The sequence below is a fragment of the Barnesiella sp. B2-R-119 genome (genome assembly GCF_023656675.1).
Classification (GTDB): Bacteria; Bacteroidota; Bacteroidia; order Bacteroidales; family Barnesiellaceae; genus Barnesiella; species Barnesiella intestinihominis.
In genome coordinates this window covers 79,372-105,873 of record NZ_JAMOKL010000008.1, presented here as the reverse complement: position 1 = coordinate 105,873, position 26,502 = coordinate 79,372, and the positions used below count along the sequence as shown (strand labels likewise).

24 protein-coding genes and 1 pseudogene are annotated in these 26,502 nt (G+C 44.6%); 8 read left to right on the top strand and 17 right to left on the bottom strand.

The features are described 5' to 3' along the window. Positions 1-232: 232 nt before the first annotated feature. Positions 233-468: pseudogene (locus NBH06_RS13165) on the bottom strand (Arm DNA-binding domain-containing protein); the annotation flags it as partial. 136 nt (positions 469-604) lie between these two features. Here NBH06_RS13165 and NBH06_RS13160 point away from each other — a divergent pair. The 6 genes from NBH06_RS13160 (at position 605) to NBH06_RS13135 (ending at position 8,782) form a co-directional block, all read left to right on the top strand. Then, complete coding sequence (locus NBH06_RS13160; protein WP_250794750.1) at positions 605-1,249, top strand: GNAT family N-acetyltransferase; 645 nt, start codon at positions 605-607, stop codon at positions 1,247-1,249. Between the two features lie 105 nt (positions 1,250-1,354). Beyond that, positions 1,355-1,702: a DUF8478 family putative metalloprotein gene (locus NBH06_RS13155; protein ID WP_229066125.1), complete on the top strand. Its 348-nt coding sequence runs from the start codon at positions 1,355-1,357 to the stop codon at positions 1,700-1,702. Positions 1,703-1,791: 89 nt separating this feature from the next. Further along, entirely contained in the window at positions 1,792-4,095 is a 2,304-nt protein-coding gene (locus NBH06_RS13150) for a TonB-dependent receptor (RefSeq protein ID WP_250794749.1), read from the top strand. A 454-nt stretch (positions 4,096-4,549) separates the two neighbouring features. Further along, positions 4,550-5,629: a DUF3575 domain-containing protein gene (locus tag NBH06_RS13145; protein WP_250794748.1), complete on the top strand. Its 1,080-nt coding sequence runs from the start codon at positions 4,550-4,552 to the stop codon at positions 5,627-5,629. Between the two features lie 8 nt (positions 5,630-5,637). Further along, on the top strand, positions 5,638-6,735 hold the full coding sequence (locus tag NBH06_RS13140; RefSeq protein ID WP_195330318.1) for a DUF6562 domain-containing protein: 1,098 nt from the start codon (positions 5,638-5,640) through the stop codon (positions 6,733-6,735). A gap of 34 nt (positions 6,736-6,769) precedes the next feature. Then, positions 6,770-8,782 (top strand): DUF6562 domain-containing protein, encoded by a 2,013-nt coding sequence (locus tag NBH06_RS13135; RefSeq protein ID WP_250794746.1) that lies wholly within the window; start codon positions 6,770-6,772, stop codon positions 8,780-8,782. 350 nt (positions 8,783-9,132) lie between these two features. Here the strand turns inward: NBH06_RS13135 and NBH06_RS13130 are convergent, their stop codons facing one another. From NBH06_RS13130 to NBH06_RS13075, 12 genes are all read right to left on the bottom strand, one after another. Further along, positions 9,133-9,642 carry an ECF transporter S component gene (locus NBH06_RS13130; protein ID WP_250794744.1) on the bottom strand — a complete coding sequence of 170 codons (510 nt, stop codon included), beginning with the start codon at positions 9,640-9,642 and terminating at the stop codon, positions 9,133-9,135. A gap of 22 nt (positions 9,643-9,664) precedes the next feature. Beyond that, positions 9,665-10,648 carry a DUF362 domain-containing protein gene (locus NBH06_RS13125; protein ID WP_250794743.1) on the bottom strand — a complete coding sequence of 328 codons (984 nt, stop codon included), beginning with the start codon at positions 10,646-10,648 and terminating at the stop codon, positions 9,665-9,667. 22 nt (positions 10,649-10,670) lie between these two features. Next, entirely contained in the window at positions 10,671-12,593 is a 1,923-nt protein-coding gene (locus tag NBH06_RS13120; protein ID WP_250794741.1) for a TonB-dependent receptor, read from the bottom strand. Positions 12,594-12,597: 4 nt separating this feature from the next. Beyond that, positions 12,598-13,029: a DUF1893 domain-containing protein gene (locus NBH06_RS13115; protein ID WP_008862441.1), complete on the bottom strand. Its 432-nt coding sequence runs from the start codon at positions 13,027-13,029 to the stop codon at positions 12,598-12,600. Positions 13,030-13,043: 14 nt separating this feature from the next. Next, positions 13,044-14,192, bottom strand: coding sequence for an aldo/keto reductase (locus NBH06_RS13110; protein WP_250794739.1), 1,149 nt, complete (start codon positions 14,190-14,192; stop codon positions 13,044-13,046). 9 nt (positions 14,193-14,201) lie between these two features. After that, a complete protein-coding gene (locus NBH06_RS13105) occupies positions 14,202-15,611 on the bottom strand; it encodes an aldo/keto reductase (protein WP_250794737.1) in 1,410 nt (469 codons plus the stop codon). Positions 15,612-15,629: 18 nt separating this feature from the next. Then, a complete protein-coding gene (locus NBH06_RS13100; protein WP_250794735.1) occupies positions 15,630-17,153 on the bottom strand; it encodes a 4Fe-4S binding protein in 1,524 nt (507 codons plus the stop codon). A gap of 677 nt (positions 17,154-17,830) precedes the next feature. Then, on the bottom strand, positions 17,831-18,376 hold the full coding sequence (locus NBH06_RS13095) for a methylated-DNA--[protein]-cysteine S-methyltransferase (protein WP_250794764.1): 546 nt from the start codon (positions 18,374-18,376) through the stop codon (positions 17,831-17,833). A 191-nt stretch (positions 18,377-18,567) separates the two neighbouring features. Beyond that, entirely contained in the window at positions 18,568-19,218 is a 651-nt protein-coding gene (locus tag NBH06_RS13090; RefSeq protein ID WP_250794734.1) for a DNA-3-methyladenine glycosylase family protein, read from the bottom strand. A gap of 5 nt (positions 19,219-19,223) precedes the next feature. Further along, entirely contained in the window at positions 19,224-19,613 is a 390-nt protein-coding gene (locus NBH06_RS13085) for an antibiotic biosynthesis monooxygenase family protein (protein WP_021892331.1), read from the bottom strand. Positions 19,614-19,617: 4 nt separating this feature from the next. Then, entirely contained in the window at positions 19,618-20,835 is a 1,218-nt protein-coding gene (locus NBH06_RS13080; protein WP_250794732.1) for an MFS transporter, read from the bottom strand. After that, on the bottom strand, positions 20,816-21,517 hold the full coding sequence (locus NBH06_RS13075; RefSeq protein ID WP_250794730.1) for a FadR/GntR family transcriptional regulator: 702 nt from the start codon (positions 21,515-21,517) through the stop codon (positions 20,816-20,818). Before NBH06_RS13075 ends, NBH06_RS13080 begins: the two co-directional genes overlap by 20 nt. 370 nt (positions 21,518-21,887) lie before the next feature. Here NBH06_RS13075 and NBH06_RS13070 point away from each other — a divergent pair, with 370 nt between their 5' ends. Beyond that, complete coding sequence (locus NBH06_RS13070; RefSeq protein ID WP_250794728.1) at positions 21,888-22,520, top strand: NUDIX hydrolase N-terminal domain-containing protein; 633 nt, start codon at positions 21,888-21,890, stop codon at positions 22,518-22,520. 136 nt (positions 22,521-22,656) lie between these two features. Here the strand turns inward: NBH06_RS13070 and NBH06_RS13065 are convergent, their stop codons facing one another. The 3 genes from NBH06_RS13065 to NBH06_RS13055 form a co-directional block, all read right to left on the bottom strand. Next, entirely contained in the window at positions 22,657-23,487 is an 831-nt protein-coding gene (locus NBH06_RS13065) for a carboxymuconolactone decarboxylase family protein (RefSeq protein WP_250794726.1), read from the bottom strand. Positions 23,488-23,498: 11 nt separating this feature from the next. Then, a complete protein-coding gene (locus tag NBH06_RS13060) occupies positions 23,499-24,053 on the bottom strand; it encodes a flavodoxin (protein WP_250794724.1) in 555 nt (184 codons plus the stop codon). A 211-nt stretch (positions 24,054-24,264) separates the two neighbouring features. Beyond that, complete coding sequence (locus NBH06_RS13055) at positions 24,265-24,804, bottom strand: flavodoxin family protein (protein ID WP_021892322.1); 540 nt, start codon at positions 24,802-24,804, stop codon at positions 24,265-24,267. A 231-nt stretch (positions 24,805-25,035) separates the two neighbouring features. Here NBH06_RS13055 and NBH06_RS13050 point away from each other — a divergent pair, with 231 nt between their 5' ends. After that, on the top strand, positions 25,036-25,932 hold the full coding sequence (locus NBH06_RS13050) for a helix-turn-helix domain-containing protein (protein WP_195330289.1): 897 nt from the start codon (positions 25,036-25,038) through the stop codon (positions 25,930-25,932). A gap of 98 nt (positions 25,933-26,030) precedes the next feature. On the opposite strand, the gene NBH06_RS13045 is transcribed toward NBH06_RS13050, so the two are convergent. Continuing rightward, positions 26,031-26,492 carry a hypothetical protein gene (locus NBH06_RS13045; RefSeq protein WP_250794722.1) on the bottom strand — a complete coding sequence of 154 codons (462 nt, stop codon included), beginning with the start codon at positions 26,490-26,492 and terminating at the stop codon, positions 26,031-26,033. Between the last annotated feature and the right edge of the window lie 10 nt (positions 26,493-26,502).

The window sequence follows — 26,502 nt, the reverse complement described above, 5'->3', positions numbered from 1 at the left end:
CATTGTAAAATTACACAAAAAGCCATATACAGGAGTAAAATCGTACATGCTTTATTATAGTTGTTCGCAAAATCTTCAGATTATATACTTCTGCCTTTTTCTATGGGTTTACTTATAGCGAAATTTTTCATACCGTTCCCTAAACTACTCCCCGATAGGTGTTCCGCCAATGTGTAACACAAGTTGTTTCGATATCGGCTTCCGCTTGACCTGTGCTGTTGTGTCCTTTACCATAAAACTCCGCTTGTATCAGTTCTTGATGGCGGTGGTTTACCTCCACACGGATTTTATCTATCGCAAGGTTGATTCTCTGCGCTTCGACGCTCTTACCCGAAGCACGGTTGTTTTTCACGTCCCACAACCGTGGGGAAACTTAAATTGTTTAATTTTGCCGTTCACTGTGATACGGCACATCAGAGGCAGATTGCCGTTGGGCTTTGTATTGGCTTTTTGTTGGCTCTGTCTTATTTAAAAAAATAAAGTGTAATTATCTATTTATCATATAATTATATTCGATTTGCTCAAATTTATTTTTTCGCTATGTGTCTATTTTATATGAAGCATTTTGTATTTTTGTGAAAAATGAGTGGAAAGAGAAGTCTGTATGGAAATAGAACTTAGAAATGAACGTTTCTCGGACTATCCCGAAACAGAAAATGTAGTTCGGGAGGCTTTTTGGAATCGTTATTCTCCCGGGTGTTACGAACATTATTTGATTCATATCATGCGGTATAGTCGGGCGTTTGTACCGCAGTTGGATTTTGTTGCCGTATTCGATGATAAGATCGTTGGGAATATAGTCTTTTTGAAATCGGTCATTCAAGCCGATACCGGAAAAGAATACGAGGTTTTATCTTTGGGGCCTATTTCGGTGTTGCCGGAATATCAGAACATGGGTATCGGGAAAAGATTGATCGACCATACTCGAAATTTAGCCAAATGTATGGGCTTTCGTGCAATCTTATTATGCGGGGATCCCGACTACTATTTGCGAAGGGGATTTGTGCCTGCCGAGACCTTAGGAATACGGACAGCAGACGACATGTATGCCGATGCGTTGCATGTGTGCGAGTTATATGAAAACGCATTATCCGATGCAAGAGGACGTTATATTGAAAATCCTGTATATAATATAGATGAATCTCAGGCTATTGAGTTCGATAAAAAATTTGAACCGAAAGAACTTGTTGTCGGGATTCCTTCTCAGAAACGCTTTGACCGAATAGTAGCCATGCGAAGAAAGGCTTGATTGGGAATTATCGTAGTTTTGAAATAAATGATGACGGTGTTTGTTTTGTAATTTTTGCGGAATCGATAAAAAAATCTTAAATTTGTATTTTTAATAGAAATACCTTTGAAACAGTTGCTCTATAAAATAGCGAGATATTTTCTGCCTGTACTATTCATTTCGTACATAGGCTGTATTTCGCTGTTCACACACTCGCATGTAGTCAATGGAGTGACGATTGTCCATTCTCACCCGTATAAACCGGGAACGGAACACGAACATACAACGGCTGAGTTTCAGTTGATACACATGTTGTCCAGTATCGAGACGGAGAATCCGTCGATGTGGGCTTTTGTATCGGTGATTTTGTTTTCTTATTGCAGCCGGTTGTTTTTCCCGTCCAGATATTTCTGTCTCATTTCCGAGAAATGGGGCGCTCATGGTTTGCGAGCTCCGCCCGTTTCGGTTCTGTAATATGATATATTTAGGAGAAAAGAGTTGTTGTCCTTATCTTATTTCAAGGTAGGGACAACAGATTGTATTTTATTATTTAGAATCGAAAAATGAAGAATTATATATTATTATGGGTATGCCTGTGGTGTGCCGGGCAGTTATGTGCCGAAACTGCCGTATCGAAATCTTTGGACATCAATATTGTCGGTCATGTATTGGATAAGAACACACGAGAACATTTACCGTATATTTCAGTTGTTTTGAAAGGTACGACTATCGGTGTAATGACCGATGCATCGGGTCACTATTTTTTGAAAAATTTGCCGGAGGGAGATTTCTTTCTCGAAACCTCTTCCGTAGGATATAAGACAGAGCGTCGTAAGGTTTCGCTGAGGAGAGGGACGACTTTGGAAATCGATTTTGAAATCGAAGAGGATGCCGTTGTTTTAGACGGGGTTGTCGTTTCTGCCAATCGTAGTGAAACCACACGCCAATTAGCGCCGACTTTGGTCAATGTTTTGAATATAAAGACGTTTGAAAATACCAACTCCAACTCTTTGGCACAAGGCCTTAATTTTCAGCCGGGTGTCAGGGTCGAGAACGATTGTCAAAACTGCGGTTTTCAACAAGTCCGTATAAATGGGCTCGATGGTCCGTATACACAGATATTGATGGATTCTCGTCCCATATTCAGCGCATTGTCGGGTGTATATGGGTTGGAACAGATTCCGGCCAATATGATAGAGCGAGTGGAAGTGATGCGGGGAGGAGGCTCTGCATTATTCGGAGCTTCGGCAATAGCGGGGACAATCAATATTATTACGAAGGAACCGTTGCGTAATAGCGGTTCGATAGCGCACAGTATCACTTCTATTGGTGGAAGCGGCGACTTCGACAATAGCACTTCGCTGAATGCTTCGCTCGTAACCGACAATAATAAAGCCGGTATTTACATTTTCGGGCAGAATCGTCAGCGAAGCGGTTACGACCACGATAACGACGGGTTCACAGAGTTGCCCGAATTAAAGGCTCAGACATTGGGCTTTCGCTCTTATTTGAAAACCAGCAATTATTCCAAACTAACGTTTGAATATCATCATATCAGTGAATATCGACGAGGTGGCGATCGCCTGAACCGTCCGCCGCACGAAGCCGATATAGCGGAGCAGTTGAATCATTCTATCAACGGAGGAGGTTTGAATTATAGCCTGTTTACTCCCGATGAAAAACATCGGGTTAATGTATATGCTTCGGCTCAGCATATCGGCAGGGACAGTTATTACGGAACGGAACAAAATCTTAACGCATACGGCGAAACGGAGGACTTGACTGTCGTGGCAGGTACTCAATACATATACAGTTTCGATAAATGTTTGTTTATGCCTGCCGATTTAACAGCCGGTATCGAATATAATTATGATAATTTGCGAGATGAGATGAAAGGGTATAATCGCAAGACTCGTCAAGAGGTACATACCGAGAGTGCTTTTTTGCAAAACGAATGGAAGAACGATCGTTGGAGTATCCTTGTTGGAGGACGGTTGGATAAACATAATCTGATAGATCATGTCATTTTCAGTCCGAGAGCCAACTTGCGTTTCAATCCTGTTAGAGATGTGAATTTGCGTTTAAGTTATTCTTCCGGGTTTCGGGCTCCCCAAACGTATGATGAAGATTTGCATGTTGCTGCGGTAGGAGGAGAAGCTACGATGATAAGACAAGCTGAGAATTTGAGGGAAGAAAAATCCCACAGTGTAAGTCTTTCGGCCGATATGTATCGTCGTTTCGGGGCTTTTCAATGTAACCTGTTGTTGGAAGGTTTTTATACTCGATTGAATCATGTTTTTGTTCTTGAAGAGATAGGGAAAGACGAAGAACACAATGCGGTGATAAAAGAACGACGTAACGGACAGGGTGCGGAGGTTGCAGGGGTGACGGTCGAAGGCAAGGTAGCCTATCTTTCTTTGGTGCAGTTACAAGCAGGTGTGACTTGGCAGAAAAGTCATTATACAAGGCCTGAAAAATGGAGCAAAGATAGTTCTGTTCCGGCAGAAAAGCGAATATTCCGTACCCCCGATTGGTATGGTTATTTTACGGCCACATATTCTCCGGTAAAACCTCTGAACATAGCTCTTTCGGGAACTTATACCGGTTCTATGATCGTCCAGCACATGAAAGGTTACATACCGAAGGATATAGCTGTAACTACTCCCGACTTCTTTGATATGAACCTGAAAATATCTTATGATTTTTCGTTGTATAAATTTATCACTTTGCAACTGAATGCTGGCATTCAGAATATTTTTAACGCTTATCAAAGAGATTTCGATCAGGGAAAGGAAAGAGATTCGGGTTATATTTATGGCCCCTCTATGCCTCGTAGCTATTTTGCCGGAGCAAAGTTGATGTTCTGAAACAATTTCTAATGTTTATAAACACTTAAAAGCCACAGTTTTGCTGTGGCTTTTATTTTTTATACAAGAGACATGTTTTGTAGGTGTTTGATTATTAGCTATATGTGTTAATGTAAAATTATAATTTAACAGATTTTGTTTAATCTATGTAATTTCTGAGTGGTAAATTATCTTTGCATTCAGAATAATTAACATAAGAGGGACCGCAAAAAATCTTTTGAATTTTAATATTAAATGAAATCACGGAGTGAATAAGTGTAATCACATAAAAAGGGGAATATTGCTAATCTTTTTGGGGATATTGCTTGTGAGCTTGGTTCAAGCTCAAGAATCCAAGTCCCCTATATTTTCATTTTCTAAGAGTTACCCGGATTATGTCGTTTTTTTACCCGAGGGGAAAATAGATTCGGTTTTTTATCATGCGCATTCTTCTATTATACCGGTTATATTTAAAGTGAATAAATACGATTTGTTCCCTAATAAACAATTGGATAGTATCGTCGAAGTGTTGAGCCGAGTACAAAAAGACGCTTCGGTACGTATAGCCTATCTTTGGATCGGAGGAAGCGCTTCTCCCGAGGGGCCTTCTAAATGGAACCATAAGTTGGGGGAGTATCGTTCGCAAGCGTTGGCGAAATATTTATCGAAAGAGACAGGATTTCCGAAGGATTTGATGAGGGTGGAAAATCTGTGGGAAGATTGGTACTCTTTTGAAGTTGCATTGAAGAATGGGGCAAAGATTCCCAATAAAGAAAAGGTTCTCGATATTTTGGGGAAAGAGAAAGACAATGAACGGAGAAAGTCGCAGATTATCGCTCTTGACAAGGGTTATACATGGCATAGAATTATTCGCGATATATTCCCTCCGTTCCGCAATGCACGTATGGCTATCGTATGTCATGAACGGCCTGAACGTATTCCGGTAAATGTCGAGAGGTTATCTTTCGACTATTCGTTGCCTGTAAGGGAACCGGTATCTTCGTTTCCGATGAATACGACAGAAAATCGAAGAAGAGTGATTGCCGTTAAGACCAATTTGTTGTTTGTCGCTGCGCTGACCGCCAATCTCGGTTTTGAGGCCGAGCTGTGGCCTCACTGGTCGATAGACCTTCCGGTATGGTATTCGCCTTACGATATTACATCGACTCGTAAGTTGCGTTTGCTGGCGGTTCAACCCGAAGTACGGTGGTGGCCGGGAGCGGTTATGAATGGTCATTTTATAGGGTTGCATACTCATGTGGCGGGGTTCAATGTCGCCATAAACGATAAGGCGCGTTATCAAGATCCTAACCATGCGCTTTGGGGTATGGGGCTGAGCTATGGATATGCCTTTTCATGGGGAAAGGACAATCGGTGGGGAATAGAGTTTAACATAGGAGTCGGTTTTGCCGAGTACGATTATGATGCCTATCGTAATCGCAGAAATGGCGCTTTATTTAAATCCGGTTCCGATGTCTATTGGGGAGTTACGCGTGCAGGAGTAAATCTGTCGTATAAATGGTCTTTCGCTCGTAGGAATAAGAAAAACAGATAGGAATAGAGATGAAAGAGTACGGTTTTCATATCATAGCGTTTGTTTGCATTGTGTCGTTATTCGTAACGGCATGTGACAAAACGATCCATCAATATCCCGAGTCGGAGAAAACATGGGTAATGGTGGAACTGAATGCCGATCGTACACCTCCTGTGTATTATAAAGAATTGACGTATGATGCTGAGGGTGAATCTTCGATAAATGATTTAGAACCTGTCCTTTCGGGAAATTACACAGCCGATGAGCGATTGTGTTTGCGCTTTGTTGTCGAGCTGTATAAAATGCCGGGGGCGACGGACGATGTGAATAAAGGCAATCTGGTAGAACGCCGTGAAATATCGGTAGAAAGATTGACAGACGCTCCGCAAGATACATTGTATTTCTGTTTGGCAGATGGAATTTATAAAGTGTTGGCATGGGCCGATTATGTGCCGAAGGAAGAGCCTGCCGACTGGCATTTCAGTACCGATAAACTCGATGCCGTTAGGGCGAATGTATCTCATAAACCGTTGGATAATCATCATAAAAATTCGGCTGCCGGGAATTGTGATTTTATAGTCGATTCGAGCCGAGATGATAAAGCAGGTCCGGTTAGGTTGTCGGGAAATGAGGCTTCTGGGGCAGCTGTCGATGGTCGTATGGTTTCGGTATATATGGAGCGAGCCTCTGGCCGTTTTCGGTTATGGGCTACCGATTTACAAGAGTTTAGAAAGAAAAGGAGTGCTGTGGACGATTTGCATATTAAAATCATATACAAGCAATATGTCAGTGTCGGATATAATGTGGGAACAGAAATGCCCAATGCTTTTGTCGAGACTCGTACAATGGAAACCGCTCCCACGACACTGACCGATGATGGAACGCTTCTTTTGGCTTATGATTATGTGCTTGCTTCGGATCGTCGGGAAGACCACGTGCTGGTAGATGTCTTTGTATACGATGGAAATGGGAAAGAAATAAATCATTACCAGAATATCGACGTACCTCTTTATCGCAATAGAGAGACCGTTATTAAGGGGCCGTTTTTGACAAAGACCATAGGAAGCGGCGATATCGGTATTGACGATGATTTCGATAATGAACATGTTGTGGTGATACCCGATTGAGAATATATTTTTAACCATTTTATATTATTTCATCATGAAAAAGAGTTATTATTTTTTAGCGGGAATGGCTTTGTTGGGACTGATGACAGGCTGTTCCAATGAATTGGACGAACCCGGGGCGAACCCGAACGGCGACGCAGTGCGTATCATGTTCGAAGCTCCCGAAGCCTTGCAGGTGACACGTGCGGTGACCGGTACGAATAGTGCACAAGGAGGATTGACAAACGTAGATTGGAGTAAGTACGATCTTCGTTATCAGGTGGCTGTTTATTCCGAAGATGGTGCGACATTGCTCGTTGCACCTCAGACTCAGGTAGTTGATACCTATGGACCTGTTTCCTTCGAATTTCGTCTTACGCCGAACAATACCTACAAATTTGTAGCGTGGGCCGATTTTGTAAAACAAGGAGAAACGTCCGATTTGCATTATAACACGTCCGATTTTACCGACATTTCGATAAAAGATGGGCTTGATGCTCAATTGAACGACGAGAGTAGAGATGCCTATTTCTTTATGAAAAATATCTCGGTGACACAAACGTTCGGTGAAGCCATGACTTTGAAACGCCCGTTTGCAAAACTTCGTGTGATTACCACCGATTGGGCCTCCGAAGGCATGGAGATGCCCGATAATTTCAAGGTCGCTTATCACGATTGTGTACGTTTCTCTGCTTTAAATGCTGTTACCGGCGAGGCTGTCGGTAGCGCCGATGCCGAAAGTTCGAAGGTTTATACCGCATCGATTATGCAAGATGAAACAGGTGATAAATTTTATGAAGGGGGATATGATGCTACTGCGAATAATCGTACGTTGGTAGTCGACTATCTCATTACTGGCGACGAGCAACGTGCCATACATTTCAGTTTGGAGATGTTGAAAGGAACAGCCTCGGTCGTTACAAAAGATTTTACAACCAATATACCCGTACAAAGGAATTATCTCACTACGATTTTGGGAAATCTGTTGACTGTGGGCGGAACGATAGATGTAGATATCCAAGAAGGTTTCAAGAACGAATGGATCGAGGGCGAAGAATGGTGGAACCCGGAGGAAATCACACCTTCTCAACCGGCTTACGATGAACAGACCAATACCTATTCGGTCTATACGAGAGAAGAGTTTGCTTGGCTGCCTACTCATATCGACGATATGCTTGCGGCTACCCCCGGTTTTACTTTGCGTATCTGCAACGATATAGATATGAGCGGTGTCGAGTGGAGCCCGATTTATCCCGGTTCCAGCGGTAGGACATATACGGTCGACGGACAAGGTCACACGTTGCGCAATTTTTCCATGAGCGGGAAGTTCGGGGCGGTCTATGAGTATAAGCTGGGTTCATTTGTTTTGGGTAGATATAATGCATATACCGGCGTATGGGGTAAATTCGACGGAATCATGAAGAACCTTACTTTCGAAAATATAACGATCAATGGTCTTGCCTATGCGGAGTTCCCGGTAAAAGATGTAGACGGAGAACCCGTCGATCACAGCAAAGAGTTCTCTTATTTTGCAGGGTGTATCGGTTATACCGGAGGTAATCAGTGGAGTATGAACAGCAAGTTCGAGAATGTACACGTCAGACACATACAGATTAAGTCGTCTGCTACTCCTTCTCAAAATCTCGGAGGTCTGGTCGGTTGGATTGGTTCAGGCGGAGGAAGTGCCGGGAATAGAGTCGCCGCTTTAAAAAACTGTTCTGCGACAGATGTACATCTCACGGGATATCAGGCCGGCGGTCTTGTCGGACAAGTGTTAGGCGATCGAGGCGTATCGTTTGACGATTGTCAGACGGAAAATGTCTATATACGTTATTCGAGTATTTCGTCATCATCAGGTTTTATAGGGAATATTGGCGACGGTGGAATTAACATCAGTTGGTCGGCAGCCATAGAAATCAATAATTGCAACCCGGCTCAAAACGTTTATTACATCAATGACAGAACCGGAGAGCCCAATACTACTTATAAACCTCAGAGTCCTTTCTACGGGCATAAAAACAGTGTCGATGTGGTAACGATTACTCCGGAGGAAACGACAGAACCGTAACGATCATCGGGAACAATTTTGTAACAGAATATTATTGTTTGGTAGAATCCAATATAGAAAATGGGGCTGTGTCAAGACATCGACACAGCCCCATTAAAAAAATGACAGTTTCTGACCACGCATACAGAAGTACTCTAAGCAAAAGGGTTAGAAGCTATTTGAATTGATATCTTTAATTTTCTCCTCCCCTGCGCAGTCATTCCCCGTAATGCTGAGGCGCGGCAGGGGAAATTCTGAAATAGGAATACCGCTTGCCTCTCTCAGAATCGCCCTTTATTGGGCTTTCCTCTCTGTATTGTCGCCATACTTCCTCTTCCTTTACTCGCAAAATGCGAATAGGTTTGGTTTTATTATTTGGTCATTAGTTTTAAAACGATATAGCCCCCGAATATTTGCAGAAGCATGCCGGGAATGCCTATTCGAAAATCTTGTATGGCGGTGAAAAAATTACCTGCAATAGCCCATTCTACAAGGCTCCCTGCTACTTGATAGGAGAGTACGACTCCTGTTAAGATGAGTAGAGAGACTTTCCCGAATCGATATGCGGCATATCCGGCGGCTGCGGCCAATAATATCGATTTGGAGAGAATCGCGGGTAGGACTTCGGGTAAAGGCATCCCGAACAGCATGGAGTTTATGAGGGGCGAGAGTACTGCCGTGAGCAACCCCACGCGCCACCCGTATTTATAGGCTCCGATAAGCGTGAAGAAATAGATGGGCAATAGCATGGGGCCACCCAGATGAATCGTATGACACAATTGGGGAAGAAGAATATTCCCCGCTATGAACAGGGCGGAAAAACCGTAGGTTCTCGCATTGTTATACTCTAAGGAATAGAGTTTTGCCGTGGTCGTTTGCATAGTCGTTTATTATTTATTGTTGTTAATCCAGTTTTACCAGTTCGTATTTTTGACTGCCCAAACCTATTTGTTCACCGTATTCCAACGTATGCATGCCGTGACGGGAATCGATACGTTCGATGAGGTGGATTTTTCCGTGGTCTTCCGATGCTCTCACCAAATCGGTACAGGCCTTGTCGAGAGCGACCGGGTCGAGTGATGCGAGGATACCTATGTCACCCATTTTCGGATCTTCGGGGGAGGCATCGCAGTCGCAATCCACAGATAGGTTATTGGCTACACTTATATAAATGATTTTCTCACCGCAATGTTCAGCCACCGATTTGGCGGCTTCGGCCATCGACTCCAAGAAATCGTCTTGTGCAGGCAGGTTTTCCCACGGGTTCCCTTTGGTTTTCCCGGCAGAATGTATCCATGCTTTTCCGGTAGATGAAGCGATGCCGATGGACATGTTTTTTATTGCTCCGCCGAATCCTCCCATAGCATGGCCTTTGAAATGAGAGAGGATTATGGTAAAGTCGTAGTTCGGGTAATGGGCTCCCACATAATTCTCTTTAAGGTGCTTACCGCCGTGTACGGGTAGGGCTGTTTCTCCTTCCGAATCCATGATGTCGACAGGGGCGATAGCCGTGAAACCGTGGTCGGCGGCAGCTTTCAGATGGCTTTCTGTGTCGGCTCTTCCACCCCCGTAGGCCGTGTTGCATTCGACGATCGTTCCGTTTACCTTCTGTACGAGGTCTTTGATAAGAGCCGGTTGTAAGAAGTTATGACCACCCGGTTCTCCGGTAGATAGTTTTACTGCGACTTTTCCGGTCGCTTTGCGGTTCAACGCTTCGTATATTTTCACCAAGTTTTCGGAAGAAATCTCTTTGAACATGTATACTTTGGGCTTTTCATTGTCCTTCTTGGAAAGTTGAGTTTCCGAATTTTGTGCGCGGGTGTTACAGCTTATCCCTATAAGGGCGGATAAGAAAGCGCATAGGGCGATATTGATGTACTTTTTCATATATGTGTGTGAATGAAAGAAATTAAAATTTTACGTTTATACCGGCCATGATTGTAGCTTTGGGCATGGGGTATCCGGCATTTATTTCGTATCGTTGTGCCAAGAGGTTTTCTCCACGTGCCCAAATGTCGAACCATTCGGTGACTTTGAATGACCCGTTGATGTTCCATAGTACGAAATCTTCGGTTTGAACATGGTCTACGTCTGTGTAGAGATTGGCTACATATTGGAGCCCGGTGGAGACAGTCCAGCGATTTTTGGAGAACATGGCTCCGGCGTAGAACTTATGTTCGGGTGCGCCGAGTACCGGATTGTCCATGTGCAGATAGCTGTAATTGGTTTCGACCGACCAATGGGGGTGAATACGGTAAGCAGCTTCCGCTTCGACTCCGGTGTTGTCTATTTTCCCGGTGTTCATGTTCAAGGGTGTCGCTCCCGCACGAGGCACGGCGACGATCAGATTTTTCCCGTCGATATAAAAAACGTTGATACCATACGACAGCCTTCCGTCGAGTAGACGTTGGGCGAAGGCCAGTTCGTAATTCCACATGGACTCTGGTCGAAGATCGGGGTTTTTGGGAGGGAACATATACATTTCCCGTATGGTAGGATAGCGAAATCCTTTGCCTGCACTTGCTTTCAATTCGATGGAGCCGGGTAAATGGAACGATAATCCCGCTTGTGGAATCCATTCCGTACCGATATGCGAATGGTGGTCGATACGGATACCGGCATCGAGGGTGAGCCAATGGCTGATGTCTTGCCGAAAATCGATATAACCGGCTATTTCGTGCTGTACCTTATCGACGATGTGTTCACGTTCTCCGTTTCGTTCACCTTCGACGTAACGGTTTTGTGCTTTGCCACCGAAGCGGTAGTAGTCAACTCCGGCAGTCAGGCGGTTGCCGGTAAAAAGCTGTGCGCTTTGATACCACGATATGCCCATCATGTCGTCGTGCGAGTCGAACCGGTATGGTTTGGGGTTATTCTTGTCATCGGGGTTGGCGGTATAACCGTCGTTGATCCAATGGTCTCCCCAGTTGTAGAAAAAGCTCACAGCTCCCGATGTGCGTTCGTAGCGGTTTTCTACGGCAACCGAGGTCATACCGCGGGTGATACTTTGGTCTGCGTCGATCATCGGGTCGGTTACCTCACCCGGTTGCGAAGCGTTGAAGTGGGTGACATTTACGTCGCCGCGGATATTCCAATAGGGAGAAAATTCATAACCCAGTTTGGCATATCCCCCGTATTGCTCGAATCCCATATTTCGGCGATGTCCGTCGGTTCGGTTGTACGAACCGCTTATCAGGCTGGTAAATCCGCCTTTTCGAATGCGGTTCGTGACTTCGCTCTGTAAAGTGTTGAACGAACCGTATCCTAAGTTGAGGTTGGTTTTTACTCCCTCTTCATGTAATTGGCGGGTAACGATGTTGATAACGCCCCCCATGGCGTTCGAGCCGTACAATACCGAGGCCGGTCCGCGCAAGACTTCCACTCGTTCGGCCATTAGCGATTGGTAAGCATCGGCGATAGGGTGTCCCATTAGTCCCATGTATTGGGGGTGTCCGTCGATGAGAACCATCAAGCGACCCGATCCGCTGCCTATTCCCCGTAACGACATGCCACCGGCCGCACCTCCCGATACACCGTAACCCATGATACCTCTGGCTGTGATGAATAGTCCGGGTACTTGTTGGGTAAGTATAGGGAGAATCGACGGTTGCATGCTCTGCTCGATTTGTTTACGGTCTATGACGGAAATCGTCATGGGCAGATGACGAATATCTGTCTCATTGCGAGTGCCGGTAACGACCACTTCATGGATTTGTATCGGGTCGATCAGTTTTCCATTTGAGGTTTTCGTTATATTTGGCAACGAGTCGGTTTGAGCCGATGCCGTTATTTCTCCTAATGCAAAAAATAAAAGTAAAAGTTTTGTCCTCATGCGTTTATATATTCTTCATCGTGTTCATGAAATCGTCTATCTCTGCGAGACAATCTTCCGGAGTTTCCAAATTTTTACAACGACTCTCCAACGGACACCAGCCGGTTCGGGTACGGTTGATAATGTATTCTGTCTCGATTTTGTATTCGGGTTCTATGCCGTGAGATTGAAATAAGGAGAGTGCCGGCCGACTGATGACACCGGCGAACACTTCTTTTACGCCTCCCAAGATCATCAAGGCCGCTGCGGCCTTTCCTATGACTTTGTCGGCAATGAATGATCCGTTGAGAAAATCCGGTTCTTCTTTCAATAATCGGTAAATATCTTTTACGCCTCGTTCGTGAAACAAGCGTATTTCGTGATTATTGCAAATAATGCAGGAACATTGTTCGGCAAAGAGCCGATTGATGATTTCTTGTTTTTTTTCGGTAGTCATTTTTATTACTGTGTTTAGAACCCGAACCGTTGAGCTGCCTGATGCATGGACTCTATGATTTTAACTCCGAACGGGCAACGGACTTCGCATGCGCCGCATTCGACACATTCCGAGGCATGGTGTGTGAGTGCCTTGTAATGTTCTCGCACGGTTTCGGGTATTTCTCCTTGTGCAACAGTTAAGTTATAAAATTTGTTCACGGCGGCAATATCTATTTTTGAAGTACAAGGTGAGCAATGACCGCAATACATGCAATGACCCTTCCACGAGAATTTCTCCAAGCCGGTCATTACGGCGGTATAGTCGCGTTCTTGTGGAGTGGCATGGCTCCAAGCGACTGCCTCGGCGATTTCTTCCCTACTTTTGCAGCCTACCATGACGGCTGCCACACCCGGACGCGTCAGTGCATATTCGATGGCCTGCACGGGTGTCATGGCCCGGCCGAAGGGGGAATTTTCTTTATTCAATAAGTCGCCTCCGCCATAAACTTTCATTACGTCGATACCCACGCCTTCCCTTTCGCACAAGGTATAGAATTGTTCCCGAACCGGGTCTATATTCTGCAAAGCGTTGGTATAACTTTCTTCTGCCCACAGCGTGTCGACATCTTCGTTGGGAGGTAGCAGGTCGTAACAGGGATTGATGGAAAATAAAACGACATCTATCAGCCCCGTTTTGACCGCCATGCTCGCCACGGTCGGATTGTGGCTGCTCATGCCGATGGCCCGTATCTTTCCCTCGGCTTTCAACCGTTGCGCGATTTCGATGATTTCGTGATCGAATACCGTGTGAAAATCTTTTTCGGCATCCACGTAATGTATCATACCGATGTCGAGATAATCGGTGCGCAGTTGTTTCAAAAGCGCTTCGAAAGAGGCTATGGTCTTTTGTGGGTTGCGGGTACGCAGGTATTGGTCGTTTTCCCATGTGGTACATAGGTGACCTTGTATGACGAAATTTTCTCGTCTTCCCTCTAAGGCAAATCCGATATGGCTCCTAAGGTCGGGATTCGAAGAATAGATATCCACGAAATTGATTCCGTTTTCTATGGCGAAATCGAAATCGGCCTTGACCTCTTCGGCGGTTTTGTGCATGAACCCTTCGCAACCAAGAGCGATGGTACTTACCCGGATTCCGGTTCTTCCTAATGTTCTATATTCCATAACGAGGCTTTAAAATTCTCTTCCTTGTTTCAGGTCTTCGACAAACTTGTCGATGCGTTGCATTTCTTCCGGGATATGAATGTTTTGCGGACAATGGTGCACGCATTGGTTGCACCCGATACAATGGTTGGCTTGGCGCAGTTTGGGAACACTTCGGTCATACCCGACAAGAAACGCCCGGCGGGCTTTGCTATAATTGGCATCTCGGGACGATGAAGGCATGTTTCCCTCGTTTATGCATTTATTGAAATGCAGCAGAATACCCGGAATATCCAGTCCGTAAGGACAAGGCATGCAATATTTGCAATCGTTGCACGGTATGGTCGGGTAACGCAATAATTGTTGTGCCGTCTCTTCCAGAAATTCTTTGTCGGCATCGCTCAGTGGATCGAGCGGACAAAACGTGCGCAGATTATCTTGCAGGTGTTCCATGTAAGTCATGCCGCTCAGTACGGTCAATACACCGGGAAAAGAGCCGGAAAAACGGAATGCCCATGATGCCACGCTCGATTCCGGTTTCCTCTGTTTCAGTTTGGCGGTTATGTGGTCGTGGACATTCGACAGGCGGCCGCCTAATAACGGTTCCATGATAATGGCGGGTATTCCCCGTTTCGATAATTCTCCATAGAGATATTCGGCGTTGGTGTTCCGTTCGTTTACTTCTTTGGCATGCTTCCAATCGACATAATTGAGTTGTATCTGTACGAAGTCCCATTTGAATTCATCGTGGCGGGAAAGAAGATAGTCGAATACCTTGATGTCTCCGTGGTAAGAAAATCCGAGGTTCCGTATTCGTCCGGCTTGTCGTTCGGCGAGGAGGAAATCGAGGACCCCGTTGTCGATGTAACGGGCGTTGAACTCCTGTAATCCGTTCCCCATGCCTACGCCATGCAGCAACAAATAGTCTATGTAGTTTACTTGTAGTTCTTTGAACGAATTGTGATACATGGCTATCGAAGCCTCCCGGCTCCAAGTCGAGGGTGCGAAATTCGATAGTTTCGTGGCGATGAAATATTTGTCTCTCGGATAGCGGCTGAGGGCGATTCCGGTAGCCCGCTCCGAGCGGCCTTTGCAATAGGCGGGAGATGTATCGAAATAATTTACTCCGTGGGCAATGGCGACATCGACCAGCTTATTGACAGTTTCTTGGTCTATATCGTCGCTGCTGTCTCTGGCGCTGTTGTTCGAGACGGTCGGCCAGCGCATGCATCCGTAACCCAGTAGAGATACTCGGTCTTGGGTCGATGGGTTTATCCGGTAGGTCATCTGGTCGGTGGGAATATCGGTTGTCGCCGTGTATGCCGATTCTTGTTTGTTTTTGCAGCCGGGAAGAAGGGTTGCCGATGTGACGGCAGCCGCACCACCCAATACTTTCAGGAAATCCCTTCTGTCTAAATTCTTGTTATGTTCGTTTTTCATTGCTTTTCGTTTTGGAGATTAGATGATACGATGGTGTTCGTGACCTTCTACATAGATTGCGCTGAACGGACGTGCCGGACACAGGTTTTCGCAAGTACCGCAACCGATACAGCGTTCCGTATTGATGACCGGGATCATTATGGTCTTGTCCTGTTCGCTGTTTTCGCGACCTCCTCTATGTCGGTGACGGCCGTGGAACGGAACCATTTGTATAGCTCCGACAGGACAATGTCGAGCACAATTCCCGCAATCTACTCCGTCGGTAAACGGTATACAATTTCTTTTCACCCACACGGCGTGGCCTATCTGTATGCTCGATTTTTCGGCAACGGTGATGGGGCGTATGGCCCCTGTCGGGCACACCTCCGAGCACTTGGTACATTCGGGACGGCAATATCCGCGTTCGTACGACATTTCGGGCTGCATGAAAGTCATCAGATTACCCGATGGCCGCAAGACTTGATTAGGACAAGCCGATATGCACAACTGGCATGCCGTACAATGCTGGGCTATGTTCGATGCGCTTAGCGAACCCGGTGGGGTAATGGGAGTGATTCGGTTGGGAATTTTTTTATCTTCGATGACCGCTAGACCTCCGTCTACTTTTTTCTCCTGAGCTTTCAATAAGGCAGTACCGGCCAACAATCCGGCGAACGAGAGGAACTCTCGTCTGGGATTTTCCTTTTTGTCTTCATGTGCTGGTTTGACAGATGCCGAAGTAGTCTTTTTTCGGGGAATGTATCGTATCGCTCCCTGTCTGCACTTTTCGATGCAATCCATGCAAGCCACGCAACGGCTGTAATCGATGAGGTGGTTTTTGGCATCGATGCACGAGGCTTTGCAGTTGCGGGCACACGATTGGCAACCGTTACATTTTGTCGTGTCGATAACGGGGCGGAAAAGAGAGAATCGGGACAATAGCCCCAGAACCGTACCCACCGGGCAAATCGTGTTGCAATAGGCGCGTCCGTTTTTCCATGCTAATATAAGTAACGAGACGAATGTGACGAGGGCAATGATAAAAGTGGGTATGCTTTTCAGCCACACGTCGGTGGAATAGAACGCGTAACTGTCGATATGCTCGGCAAAGTAAGCGAGTAAATTGTTTCCCCATTGATAGAGCGGAGCGAACAGATTGAATGCGATTCGTCCGTATGCGCTGTATGGAGCGATGAGGGCCGCAATAGCCGTGAATCCGGCAAGCAGGGCGACGATGAACAAGGCCAACATGCTGTAACGCAGCCATGAGATAGCCGGTGAATAACGGAATCGGTTCTTTTTCCGTTTACCCGATATCCACGAAACGATATCTTGGAATACACCGAGCGGACAGATTACCGAGCAGTAGACACGTCCGAACAATAAAGTGAGGATAACGAGGAATGCGACGACTCCTACGTTCAAAGCTAATACGGCCGGGAGGAACTGTATTTTAGCGAGCCACCCGAACCACAGATGCAGAGTCCCCGTGAAATCGAGGAATAATAAGGTGATTAGCGTGAAACAGATAGTCGCTGCGACTATCCTGATTTTTCTTAACATAAAGGTTTGTTTTTAGCTGTTAAATGACATATTTCGATAAATCTGTTGGGCATAGTACAGAAAATCGCTACGAAAATACACAAAGATTTTTTAATCTTTTTTGCTCATAATCAATAAAAAAGAGTTTGTTATATTCTTTTTTCCCTTCTCGATTTTCCATTTGCAATGGAAGAAATAAGACGATATGATTCGAAAAGTAACAGCCTATGGTGTAAATGTCGATTTTATAGGCATTCTTTTTTCCGAGCTTAGATCACCTTCATTTCAGAATACAAAGATAAATGGGAATATTAGTGATATATGTAGATAAATTACGGATAGTTGTACCAATTTTACAGATACATAGCAGCACCTTTCCCTTTGCGAACATACTCCTTTATTGCTAATGCAGAGTCCCCCGTAATACTACGGGACATAGCAAGGAGAGAAGGGATAATACTTTCGATAACGGGAACAGAGTGATGCATATCCCTCTCCCCCTGTGTTTCCGTTAGGGAATATAGGGGGAGTGCCCGTAGGGCGAGGGGGGGTGAAATAGAAAAATGTAGCCCACTCCTTCTGCTCATCGCAAATGAGATAGAGAGTTCCTTTTAACACCTCCCCTCTGCTCACGTTTAGCGCGATAGGGAGTGCCACGTGGTGGGAAAATATAGGGGGGATAAGTGTTTGAGTTTGGGTTACAGGCTGCTGGCGAATATCCCGACAGTAGCTATCGATTCCAATTCCAACAAATACTTTTTGGCTGTGAGCCCGCCTCCGTAACCGGTGAGAGACCGGTCGCTACCGATCACTCTATGGCAGGGAACGAAAATGGAGATGGCGTTTGCTCCGTTGGCATTCGCTACGGTGCGAACGGCGTTCGGTATGTCCAGTCGTTTGGCCATTTCACCATAAGAAAGAGTTTGTCCATAAGGGATTTCCAATAATTTGTGCCATACTTTTTTCTGGAAATCTGTACCGGTAAATAGTATGGGAATATCGAACGTTGTCCGCTCTCTTTTGAAATACTCGTCTAATTGTCGGGCGGCTTCTTGAATGATATCCGATTTCCCTTCTTTATAGTCCGCATTCAACAGGTTTTGTAATCTTTTGTCCACTCTGCCCTGATGTTTTTCTATCACCCAGTTGCAAAGGCAAAGTCGGTCTTCGTATGAACCGAGTATTAAATCCCCGCAAGGAGAGGGATAGTGTTGTGTTAGAATCACATGTTTTGTATTCATGATCGTTTCTTTTTAGAAGCTGTTTAAAATTTATTCCGAGACAGATTGAGACCTATGTTGAAGCAGATTGGAGTCCGAGATATGCAGTCAATAGCGGGCCATTGACAAAAATCAAGGGATTCTAGATGCGAGACTGGGGCTCAATATGGCCGGAACATACCCGCTTGCAATGATAATATGATTTCTCAATAAATTTAAAACAGCTTCTTAGTCGTTGCGTAATCTTTCATTCCTTCGATGGCTCCACCGGCTACCGCCCACAGGTATAGGCTGGCCACACTGCTGTAAGGCGAATAACGTCGGCGATATTTTTCAAACAGTTTACGGGTTATGTCGCGATGGTGATATACCATTCGCAGCCCTCTTTGAATGGCGAGGTCGCTATAACTTAGAATATCTGGACGTTGCATGGAAAATAACATGAGCATTTCGGCACTCCATATGCCTATCCCGTCGAGTTTTGACAAGCATTCGATGACCTCTTCGTCGGTCTTGTCGTAAAGCCCGTGAATGTCGAACTCTCCGTTCAATATCTTTGTGGTTGCGCGTTTAATGTAGGTCACTTTTTTGAATGAGATGCCAAAGCGTTGCAATTCTTCATCGGTCAGGCTTATGACTCTTTGGGGTGTAATTTCTCCTAATGAAGATTGTATTCGCTGCCAAATGGTCTCATGAGCCTTTGTTGAAATTTGCTGCCCTACGATGGAATGTACCAATGCTGCAAAAAGGTTCGGAATGACTCTCCTTTTTACCCAGCCTACCTTGTCTATGATTTCAGACAGGCGTTTGTCCCTCTGTTTCAAGTAAGTGAGTTCTTTTTCTCCGTATTGAAAATATTCTGTCATATCTGTTATTTTGTTGTCAAATAACGGTTGGAGTCTTCGGGGGCCTCTTGGCGGTCGTCTTTTGTATATTGGCGAATGACTTCGGCTACGGAAATTTTGTATTTTTCGAATAGCAAGTCGTGCCCTTTCTTTTGGCAGTTACGATGGTTCATCTTATTACGCCAATTGGAGGCTGCTTCTTCGTTTTCCCAAAAAGAGAGGCTGAGTAGTTTCCCCTCTTCGTTCAGACTTAGAAATCGTTCTACGCTGATGAATCCGGGCATATTTGTCAATTCGGATTTTAACATAGCTCCGAGTTGCAAGTAGGTTTCCTTATATTCTTTTTTAGGTGTTACTTCGAACAATACAGCGACTTTCGAAGAGGTTGTTAGGGGCGCATTTTCTTTTGCTTTCATCTTATTATCGATTTGAGGGTTTTATGTTAGGTAAAAATCCGGCGATGATACCCAATAGAGGCAGCAGTGTACTGACTTTGAAAATAAATTCTATACTCGTTTCATCGGCAAGCCAGCCGAAGAATGCGGAACCGATTCCTCCGAGGCCGAACATAAGTCCGAAGAAAATACCCGAGATCATTCCTACTTTATCCGGCTTTAAATCGGTAGCATAAACCAGTATGGCAGAAAAGGCCGATGCGATGATGAAACCGATGATAACGGCTATGACGAACGTCCAAAACAGATTGAGGTATGGCAGTACGAGTGTGAAGGGGGCTGCACCGAGGATAGAAAAGAGAATGACGTATTTTCGTCCGTACCGGTCGCCGAGGAACCCTCCGAGCAAAGTCCCTATGGCCAGTGCCGCGAGAAAAGCGAATAGGCAAAGTTGCGATTGTTGTACCGTGATGCCGAATTTTTCGATTAAAAAGAAAGTGAAATAACTCGTCATGCATGAGATAAAAAAGTATTTCGAGAATAGCATGATTACCAGAATAATCAGAGCATTGCGGATTGCTTTCTTACTCAAATTACAACTTGTCGTTTGTTGAGCTCGATGCGACATTCCGGTTTGGGAAAGCGTCAGCTTGTACCAATATCCTACCCGTACCAGTATGGCAGAGGCGAGCAATGCTGCGATTGAAAACCACCCGACGGCATGTTGACCGTAAGGAATAATAATCAATGCGGCGAGTAGTGGCCCGATGGCGCTTCCTCCGTTTCCGCCGACTTGAAAAATAGACTGGGCCAGACTTTTCCTGCCCCCCGATGCTATTTGCGCCACTCGGGATGCTTCGGGGTGGAATACCGAAGAACCGCAACCGATAATCGCGACAGCGAGGAGAATCAAGAAAAAGTTCGAGGCGAAAGCGAGCAGCAATAACCCCGTTAGGGTAAAACACATGCCAGCGGACAACGAATAGGGCTGCGGTCGGCGATCGGCATATTGTCCTACAAAAGGTTGGAAAACGGAAGAGGTAAGTTGGAATACCAGTGTGATGATGCCTATTTGTGCGAATGTAAACCCGAAATTATCTTTCAAGACAGGATACATGGCAGGGATAACCGATTGGATCATATCGTTCAATAGGTGGCAAAAACCCATGGCGAACAATATCGTATAGGCTGTACCTTTTTGGACATGGGGATGCCCTTTGAGTTTAATTAAAATGCTCTTCATCGGATTCCTTTTCTATGTTTACGTCCTTCCATAATAGTTTGGCCGCTCGCATGGCCGACTCTATATTCCCTGTTTCGATGTGGTGCAACAGCCTTTCATGCAGCGGTTGCGATTTCATAAGATAAGTGGTGTCCTCATAAATGTAGTCGTATCCGGAGGTAAGGTGAACCGTCATGCTGTGGTAAAGCTCGGACAATATCTCGTTATGCGTAGCTCGGGCTATCGAGTTATGAAAATTTATGTCGGCGGCGATACACCGTCCGACGTCGCCCGATTTTGCGGCTTCTCCTCTTTCTTGGATATATCGTTTCATATTTTCCAGATCGATCTTTGTTCTCCTTTGTGCGGCCAGTCGGGCAATGGGAGCCTCGATGATGTCCCGTACCTCCCGCAGTTCCTGTATGTCTGCTCGTTTCAATCGTTGGTGGAATGGTTCATTGGTTTCTGTAACGCTTTCCACGAAAGTACCCCGTCCCTGTTGTACACTCAGGTATCCCATGTTTACAAGCATTTTGATGGCTTCTCGTACAGTGGAGCGCCCTACGCCGAACAGCTTCATTAGCTCCGGTTCGGTAGGTAGCTTTTCTCCTTTGGTCAATTTCCCGTCGTTTATTTGTTCCCTGATTAGGGAGGAGACTTCCTCTGCGAGCGATTTCTTTTGAATGGTTGTATTTATATCCATAATAAGTCTTATGATAATATCATCTGATGAATTTTTGCGTTGGCAAACATACTTATTTTTTAGAAAACAAGAAAATAAAAAGTAAAATTTAACTCGGTTTTTCGATGTGTCGGTTCTCAAACTACTCCTTTTTGCGAGGGAAAAAATAACATTGATAACTCCTTATCTGCCGTTTCCCGTAGCATCATGGGGTTGGGTAGAATAGATATGGAAGGGGTCGCAGGGGGGAGGTATTGAGGTCTTTAAAGTCAAAAGAAATATCATATACGTGTCGTTAGCGGTGGTATGGTTTGGGAAAGAGACTGTTTATCCTATACACTATTCGGCTGGATTTGCCGTTTAATATATGTATAATAGCAAAACGAGTATCATGGAAAAACGACAGGAAGAGAGTTTGGTATGGCTCGATTGGGCCAAAGAATTACAGTTTATCGCACAAGCGGGTTTGACCTATTCAAAAGATCCGTTCGATTTGGAGCGGTTTCAACGAATACGCGAAATTTCGGCGGAGATAGTGAGTCGGCAGACCGGATTGTCTTTTGAACGAGTGACGGATCTTTTTTGTGGTGAGACCGGATTCCAGACTCCCAAACTCGATACGAGGGCTGCTATTTTTCAAGACGGAAAAATCCTGTTGGTCGAGGAGAGGGACGGTACGTGGTCGTTACCCGGAGGGTGGGTCGATGTGAACCAAACCGTCAAATCCAATACCGAGAAAGAGGTGCTCGAAGAAGCCGGGCTCGAAGTCGAGGCTGTCCGTCTGCTTGCTTTGCAAGATCGTAATCTCCATAACCGTCCGCCCTATGCCTATAACGTATGTAAAGCCTTTGTCTTGTGCGAAATCAAAGGCGGCTCGTTCCGTCCCAATATAGAAACACAGGGTAGTGCCTATTTCGCTTTGGACGAACTGCCGCCACTCTCTGAGGACAAAGTTACTCGCGAGCAAATCGTCCTCTGCTTCGAAGCCGTGCAAACTGACGATTGGGTAGTTCCTTTTGACTGATTTGAATAACGATTGGAATCCGTTTCCCGAGACTTCGTTTTTAGATGTCTTTCCCTTTTCCCGCTTTTTATCGGATAGGCCTCGGAGAGAATTAAGATTGGATCGTTTTCTTCAAATCTTATTTCTTTGTAATGTATTATAAAGCGTCGATAATACGAATCGCATTCAACGCATTTGGAAATCCTATGTAGGGAAGGCATTGTATCATCGCTGCGATTTGGGTGGCTTTGTCGTTTCCAGCCTTGATATTGCCCTTGCTGTGCGAATGTATTTGAGATTCGGCTCCGATAGCTGCTAATACACAAAGAGAAAGTAGCTCCCTTGTTTTGATGTCGAGTCCAGAACGGGTATAGAAATCGCCGAAACCTACTTCGGTGAGAAACCGAGGGAGACTTTCATTCATTTCGTCGGGTAAGTTACTAAATGTTCGGGCTATTTCGTCGCCGTATAGAGGGTATTGTATCTCTTTCCCTTTTTCGTATCGGTTGTCTTCATTCACCGTTCCTTGTGCTTCCAAAGGTAAAGGTATTCCTTTTTCTTGAAAGACTTCATTAATTGTCGAAATGGCATTCAATGTTTTGGGGAATCCGATAAATGGGGCGCATTGATAGATGGCTTCGCGCAATTCTATCGGAGATACTCCTACGTTGAGTGCCGCTGCTGCATGAGATTTCAACTGGGGGAGTGTTTGCATGGAGGCTAAGGTGACACACGTAATCATCTCGCGGGTTTTGTGGTCGAGAGAACCGGTTTCGAATACTTCGCCGAAAATGAATTTTTGAAGTATATCCATCAACTCGGGGTCACTTCCTTTTCCTGTGAGAGCTTCACCACCGAACAATCGGGTATAATTTTGTTTACATGTTTCTATTCTGTCCATCGTCGTATCTTTTTTATCGTTTTCAGCTTCGACACCAAATGCTAAGCTTAAAGATATTCCTATTATCAGAACTATTTTTTGTTTCATAACATAATCATTTAATTAAGGCGTTTTAGTGTTTGCAGCCATTTAACTACATCTTGACGATTGTCGTTTACATAACTGTCTCTGATTGCCAAACCTTCTGAGAAAGATGCATCGGGGCATAATTTCTTCATGTCGGAAATAGAATGCCCGAATCGGCCTCCTCCATGGGTCATGAAAGGAACGATGGTTTTTCCCGAGAAATCGTGTCTTTCCAAGAATGTAGCCATCGGTGGCGCTATGGTGCTCCACCAGTTGGGCGAGCCGACGAATATTATGTCGTATTTATCGAAATCTTGTACATCGTTTTTCAGTGCAGGGCGATGGTTGGTATTTATCTCTTTTTTAGCTTGATCCACGACTGAATGGTAGTCGGTGGGATAGGCTTCTTGGGGTTGTATTTCGAACAAGTCGGCTCCGGTCGATCGTGTAATTTGTTCTGCAACGGTACGGGTATTACCGCTGTGTGAGAAATAGACGACAAGTATTTTCTCATCGATCTCCTTTTTCTGAGCGGGAGTGGATAGGCATGTGAGCAACATCATGATTAATATTATTTTGTTCGTCATAATTATTTGATTGTTTATTAAGAAGCTGTTTTAAATTTATAGAGAAATAATATTATCATTGCAGGCAGGTATGTTCCGGCCATATTGAGCCCCTGTCTCGCATCTTGAATCCCTTGATTTTTTTCAATAGCCCGCTATTGACTGCATATCTCGAACTCCAATCTGCTTCAATATAGGCTCAATCTGTCTCGGAATAAATTTAAAACAGCTTCTAAATTTTTTCCCCGATTTCATAGGCTTCTTTCAAAATGGGTTTTCCTTCTATCTCTCCGATTTTCCATACCCCGGTTCCATAGATAATCCCTTTTTCACGAGCTCCTTCGAGACAGTCGAGAAATCCTCGGAATCCGTCAATCGTGCGTTCCATAGCCGGGATACTCGGTTCGGCGGCCGTTACGATAAAATAAAAATTTTTGTTTGTGATTTCTGTGTAACGGGCGCAACAACGGTCGATGAGGGTTTTCATCTGTGCACTCATCGTATAGAAATAGACGGGCGTTGCCATGACTATGACATCGGCGGCAATCATTTTTTCGATCACTTCGGCGGCATCGTCTTTTTGCGGACAAGGTTTGCCGTACATGCTACATATACCGCAACCTGTGCAGTAGTTTATGTGTTTGTCTTTTAGAAATATTTTTTCGACCGTGTGCCCGGCATCTTTACAGCCTTGTAGGAAAGCATCGCATAGGCGGTCGGAGTTGCCGCCTCGCCGCGGGCTTGAAGAAAGTATCAATACATTTTTGTTCATGTTTCTTTACCATTAGATTCGTGAGACAAAATTAGAAGGGAAATCGTAAGTGCTTTGTATATAGATTACAGATAGATATACCATTTTTACGGATTCGGGAGTTGAGGTATGAAACCTATTTGGAAAAGTATTAACTTTGTTTTCGTAAAACAGAGAATGACTGCGTTTCGTATGACTAAATATTTTTGAGAGTGTATTCTTTTTTTGTGGAATTTTGAAAGACAAACGATTATGGACGAGATTTTGAAACTTGACAATATATTCCAATATAACGATATGATGGGACAGGAAACTTTGCACCCGTTAGTCAGCGTTGTCGATTTTTCGAAATGCAAGCCTATGTTGCATTCTCTTCAACGGTTTGGTTTTTATGCTGTTTTTTTGAAAGATGTGAAATGTGGGGATATTCGTTATGGTCGGAATTATTATGATTATCAAGAAGGAACGCTTGTTTTTCTGGCTCCGGGACAAGTTGTAGGGATTGTCAATAATGGAGAATATTTCCAGCCTAAGGGCTGGGCTCTTTTGTTCCACCCTGATTTGATACGGGGTACTTCGCTTGTACGCGAGATGAAGAATTATACTTTCTTTTCTTATGAATCGAATGAGGCGCTTCATTTGTCGGAACAGGAACGAAAAGTAATTCTCGATTGTTTTCATAATATAGAGTCGGAATTGCAACATGCTATCGATAAGCATAGCAAGACATTGATTGTAAATAATATAGAATTGTTCTTGAATTATTGCGTTCGGTTTTATGACCGGCAATTTATTACTCGCAGCCATGTGAATAAAGATATTTTGACTCGCTTCGAGAATTTGTTGAACGATTATTTTCAATCGGAGAAACCTCAAATCATAGGGCTTCCATCGGTTCAATATTGTGCCGATTCCTTGCATTTGTCGCCTAATTATTTTGGTGACTTGATTAAAAAAGAGACCGGAAATTCTGCACAGGAGTATATACAAGCTAAGTTGATCGGAGTAGCGAAAGACCGTATTTTCGATACCAGTCTTTCGGTCAGTGAAATTGCTTATAGCTTGGGGTTCAAGTATCCACAACATTTCAGTCGTTTATTCAAGCAGAAAGTGGGTGTTACCCCTAATGAGTATCGCATGCGGAATTGATTTCCGGGATACTTTTTTATTGGAATTCGGTCGGAGGTTTTGAAATATTGATTTTGAGAATGGTTCGAAACAATTTGGACCTGTTTCTGAGCGAGGTTTTATTTACGTTTCTTTTTCCTTTTTCCTTTGGGATTGCCGGGCGTTGTTGCCTTTATCATTTTAGGTAATTGATTTTTTACCGGTCGGACGAGGGGGATTTGATGGGGCGATGTTTCTTTGACAATTGTCAGAGGATTGACTATTGTTAGATTACAAGGGTCTTGTTTTGGGTCGTTGTCAGGTATGGAATCTATGTTTTCGTTATCGCTGCGTGCCGATTGCTGTGTTGCCGAAGAGGCTTGTGTCGTATCGTTATGTTTCTTTTTGGAATCATATTTACGGGCGTAACGTTCGAGCGTGTTGATACAGCTCATCAGGGCTTTTACCTCTTGGGGTTGCAAAAGGGGATCGAGTTCGAGGAGTTGTGTGTAATATTGTAACAACACTTGATTACGCAGCAGTTCTATTTGCATTCGACTTGCCGATAGTTCTTGTTCAAATTGTTTTTCGAGATTTTCCATACCTTTGTTT

Bases quoted from the DNA above. Each gene is read 5' to 3' on its own strand.
- NBH06_RS13160 (WP_250794750.1), top strand. From the start codon at position 605: ATGGAAATAGAACTTAGAAATGAACGTTTCTCGGACTATCCCGAAACA.
- NBH06_RS13150 (WP_250794749.1), top strand. From the start codon at position 1,792: ATGAAGAATTATATATTATTATGGGTATGCCTGTGGTGTGCCGGGCAG.
- NBH06_RS13140 (WP_195330318.1), top strand. From the start codon at position 5,638: ATGAAAGAGTACGGTTTTCATATCATAGCGTTTGTTTGCATTGTGTCG.
- NBH06_RS13135 (WP_250794746.1), top strand. From the start codon at position 6,770: ATGAAAAAGAGTTATTATTTTTTAGCGGGAATGGCTTTGTTGGGACTG.
- NBH06_RS13130 (WP_250794744.1), bottom strand. From the start codon at position 9,642: ATGCAAACGACCACGGCAAAACTCTATTCCTTAGAGTATAACAATGCG.
- NBH06_RS13125 (WP_250794743.1), bottom strand. From the start codon at position 10,648: ATGAAAAAGTACATCAATATCGCCCTATGCGCTTTCTTATCCGCCCTT.
- NBH06_RS13120 (WP_250794741.1), bottom strand. From the start codon at position 12,593: ATGAGGACAAAACTTTTACTTTTATTTTTTGCATTAGGAGAAATAACG.
- NBH06_RS13115 (WP_008862441.1), bottom strand. From the start codon at position 13,029: ATGACTACCGAAAAAAAACAAGAAATCATCAATCGGCTCTTTGCCGAA.
- NBH06_RS13110 (WP_250794739.1), bottom strand. From the start codon at position 14,192: ATGGAATATAGAACATTAGGAAGAACCGGAATCCGGGTAAGTACCATC.
- NBH06_RS13105 (WP_250794737.1), bottom strand. From the start codon at position 15,611: ATGAAAAACGAACATAACAAGAATTTAGACAGAAGGGATTTCCTGAAA.
- NBH06_RS13100 (WP_250794735.1), bottom strand. From the start codon at position 17,153: ATGTTAAGAAAAATCAGGATAGTCGCAGCGACTATCTGTTTCACGCTA.
- NBH06_RS13090 (WP_250794734.1), bottom strand. From the start codon at position 19,218: ATGACAGAATATTTTCAATACGGAGAAAAAGAACTCACTTACTTGAAA.
- NBH06_RS13085 (WP_021892331.1), bottom strand. From the start codon at position 19,613: ATGAAAGCAAAAGAAAATGCGCCCCTAACAACCTCTTCGAAAGTCGCT.
- NBH06_RS13080 (WP_250794732.1), bottom strand. From the start codon at position 20,835: ATGAAGAGCATTTTAATTAAACTCAAAGGGCATCCCCATGTCCAAAAA.
- NBH06_RS13075 (WP_250794730.1), bottom strand. From the start codon at position 21,517: ATGGATATAAATACAACCATTCAAAAGAAATCGCTCGCAGAGGAAGTC.
- NBH06_RS13070 (WP_250794728.1), top strand. From the start codon at position 21,888: ATGGAAAAACGACAGGAAGAGAGTTTGGTATGGCTCGATTGGGCCAAA.
- NBH06_RS13065 (WP_250794726.1), bottom strand. From the start codon at position 23,487: ATGAAACAAAAAATAGTTCTGATAATAGGAATATCTTTAAGCTTAGCA.
- NBH06_RS13060 (WP_250794724.1), bottom strand. From the start codon at position 24,053: ATGACGAACAAAATAATATTAATCATGATGTTGCTCACATGCCTATCC.
- NBH06_RS13055 (WP_021892322.1), bottom strand. From the start codon at position 24,804: ATGAACAAAAATGTATTGATACTTTCTTCAAGCCCGCGGCGAGGCGGC.
- NBH06_RS13050 (WP_195330289.1), top strand. From the start codon at position 25,036: ATGGACGAGATTTTGAAACTTGACAATATATTCCAATATAACGATATG.
- NBH06_RS13045 (WP_250794722.1), bottom strand. From the start codon at position 26,492: ATGGAAAATCTCGAAAAACAATTTGAACAAGAACTATCGGCAAGTCGA.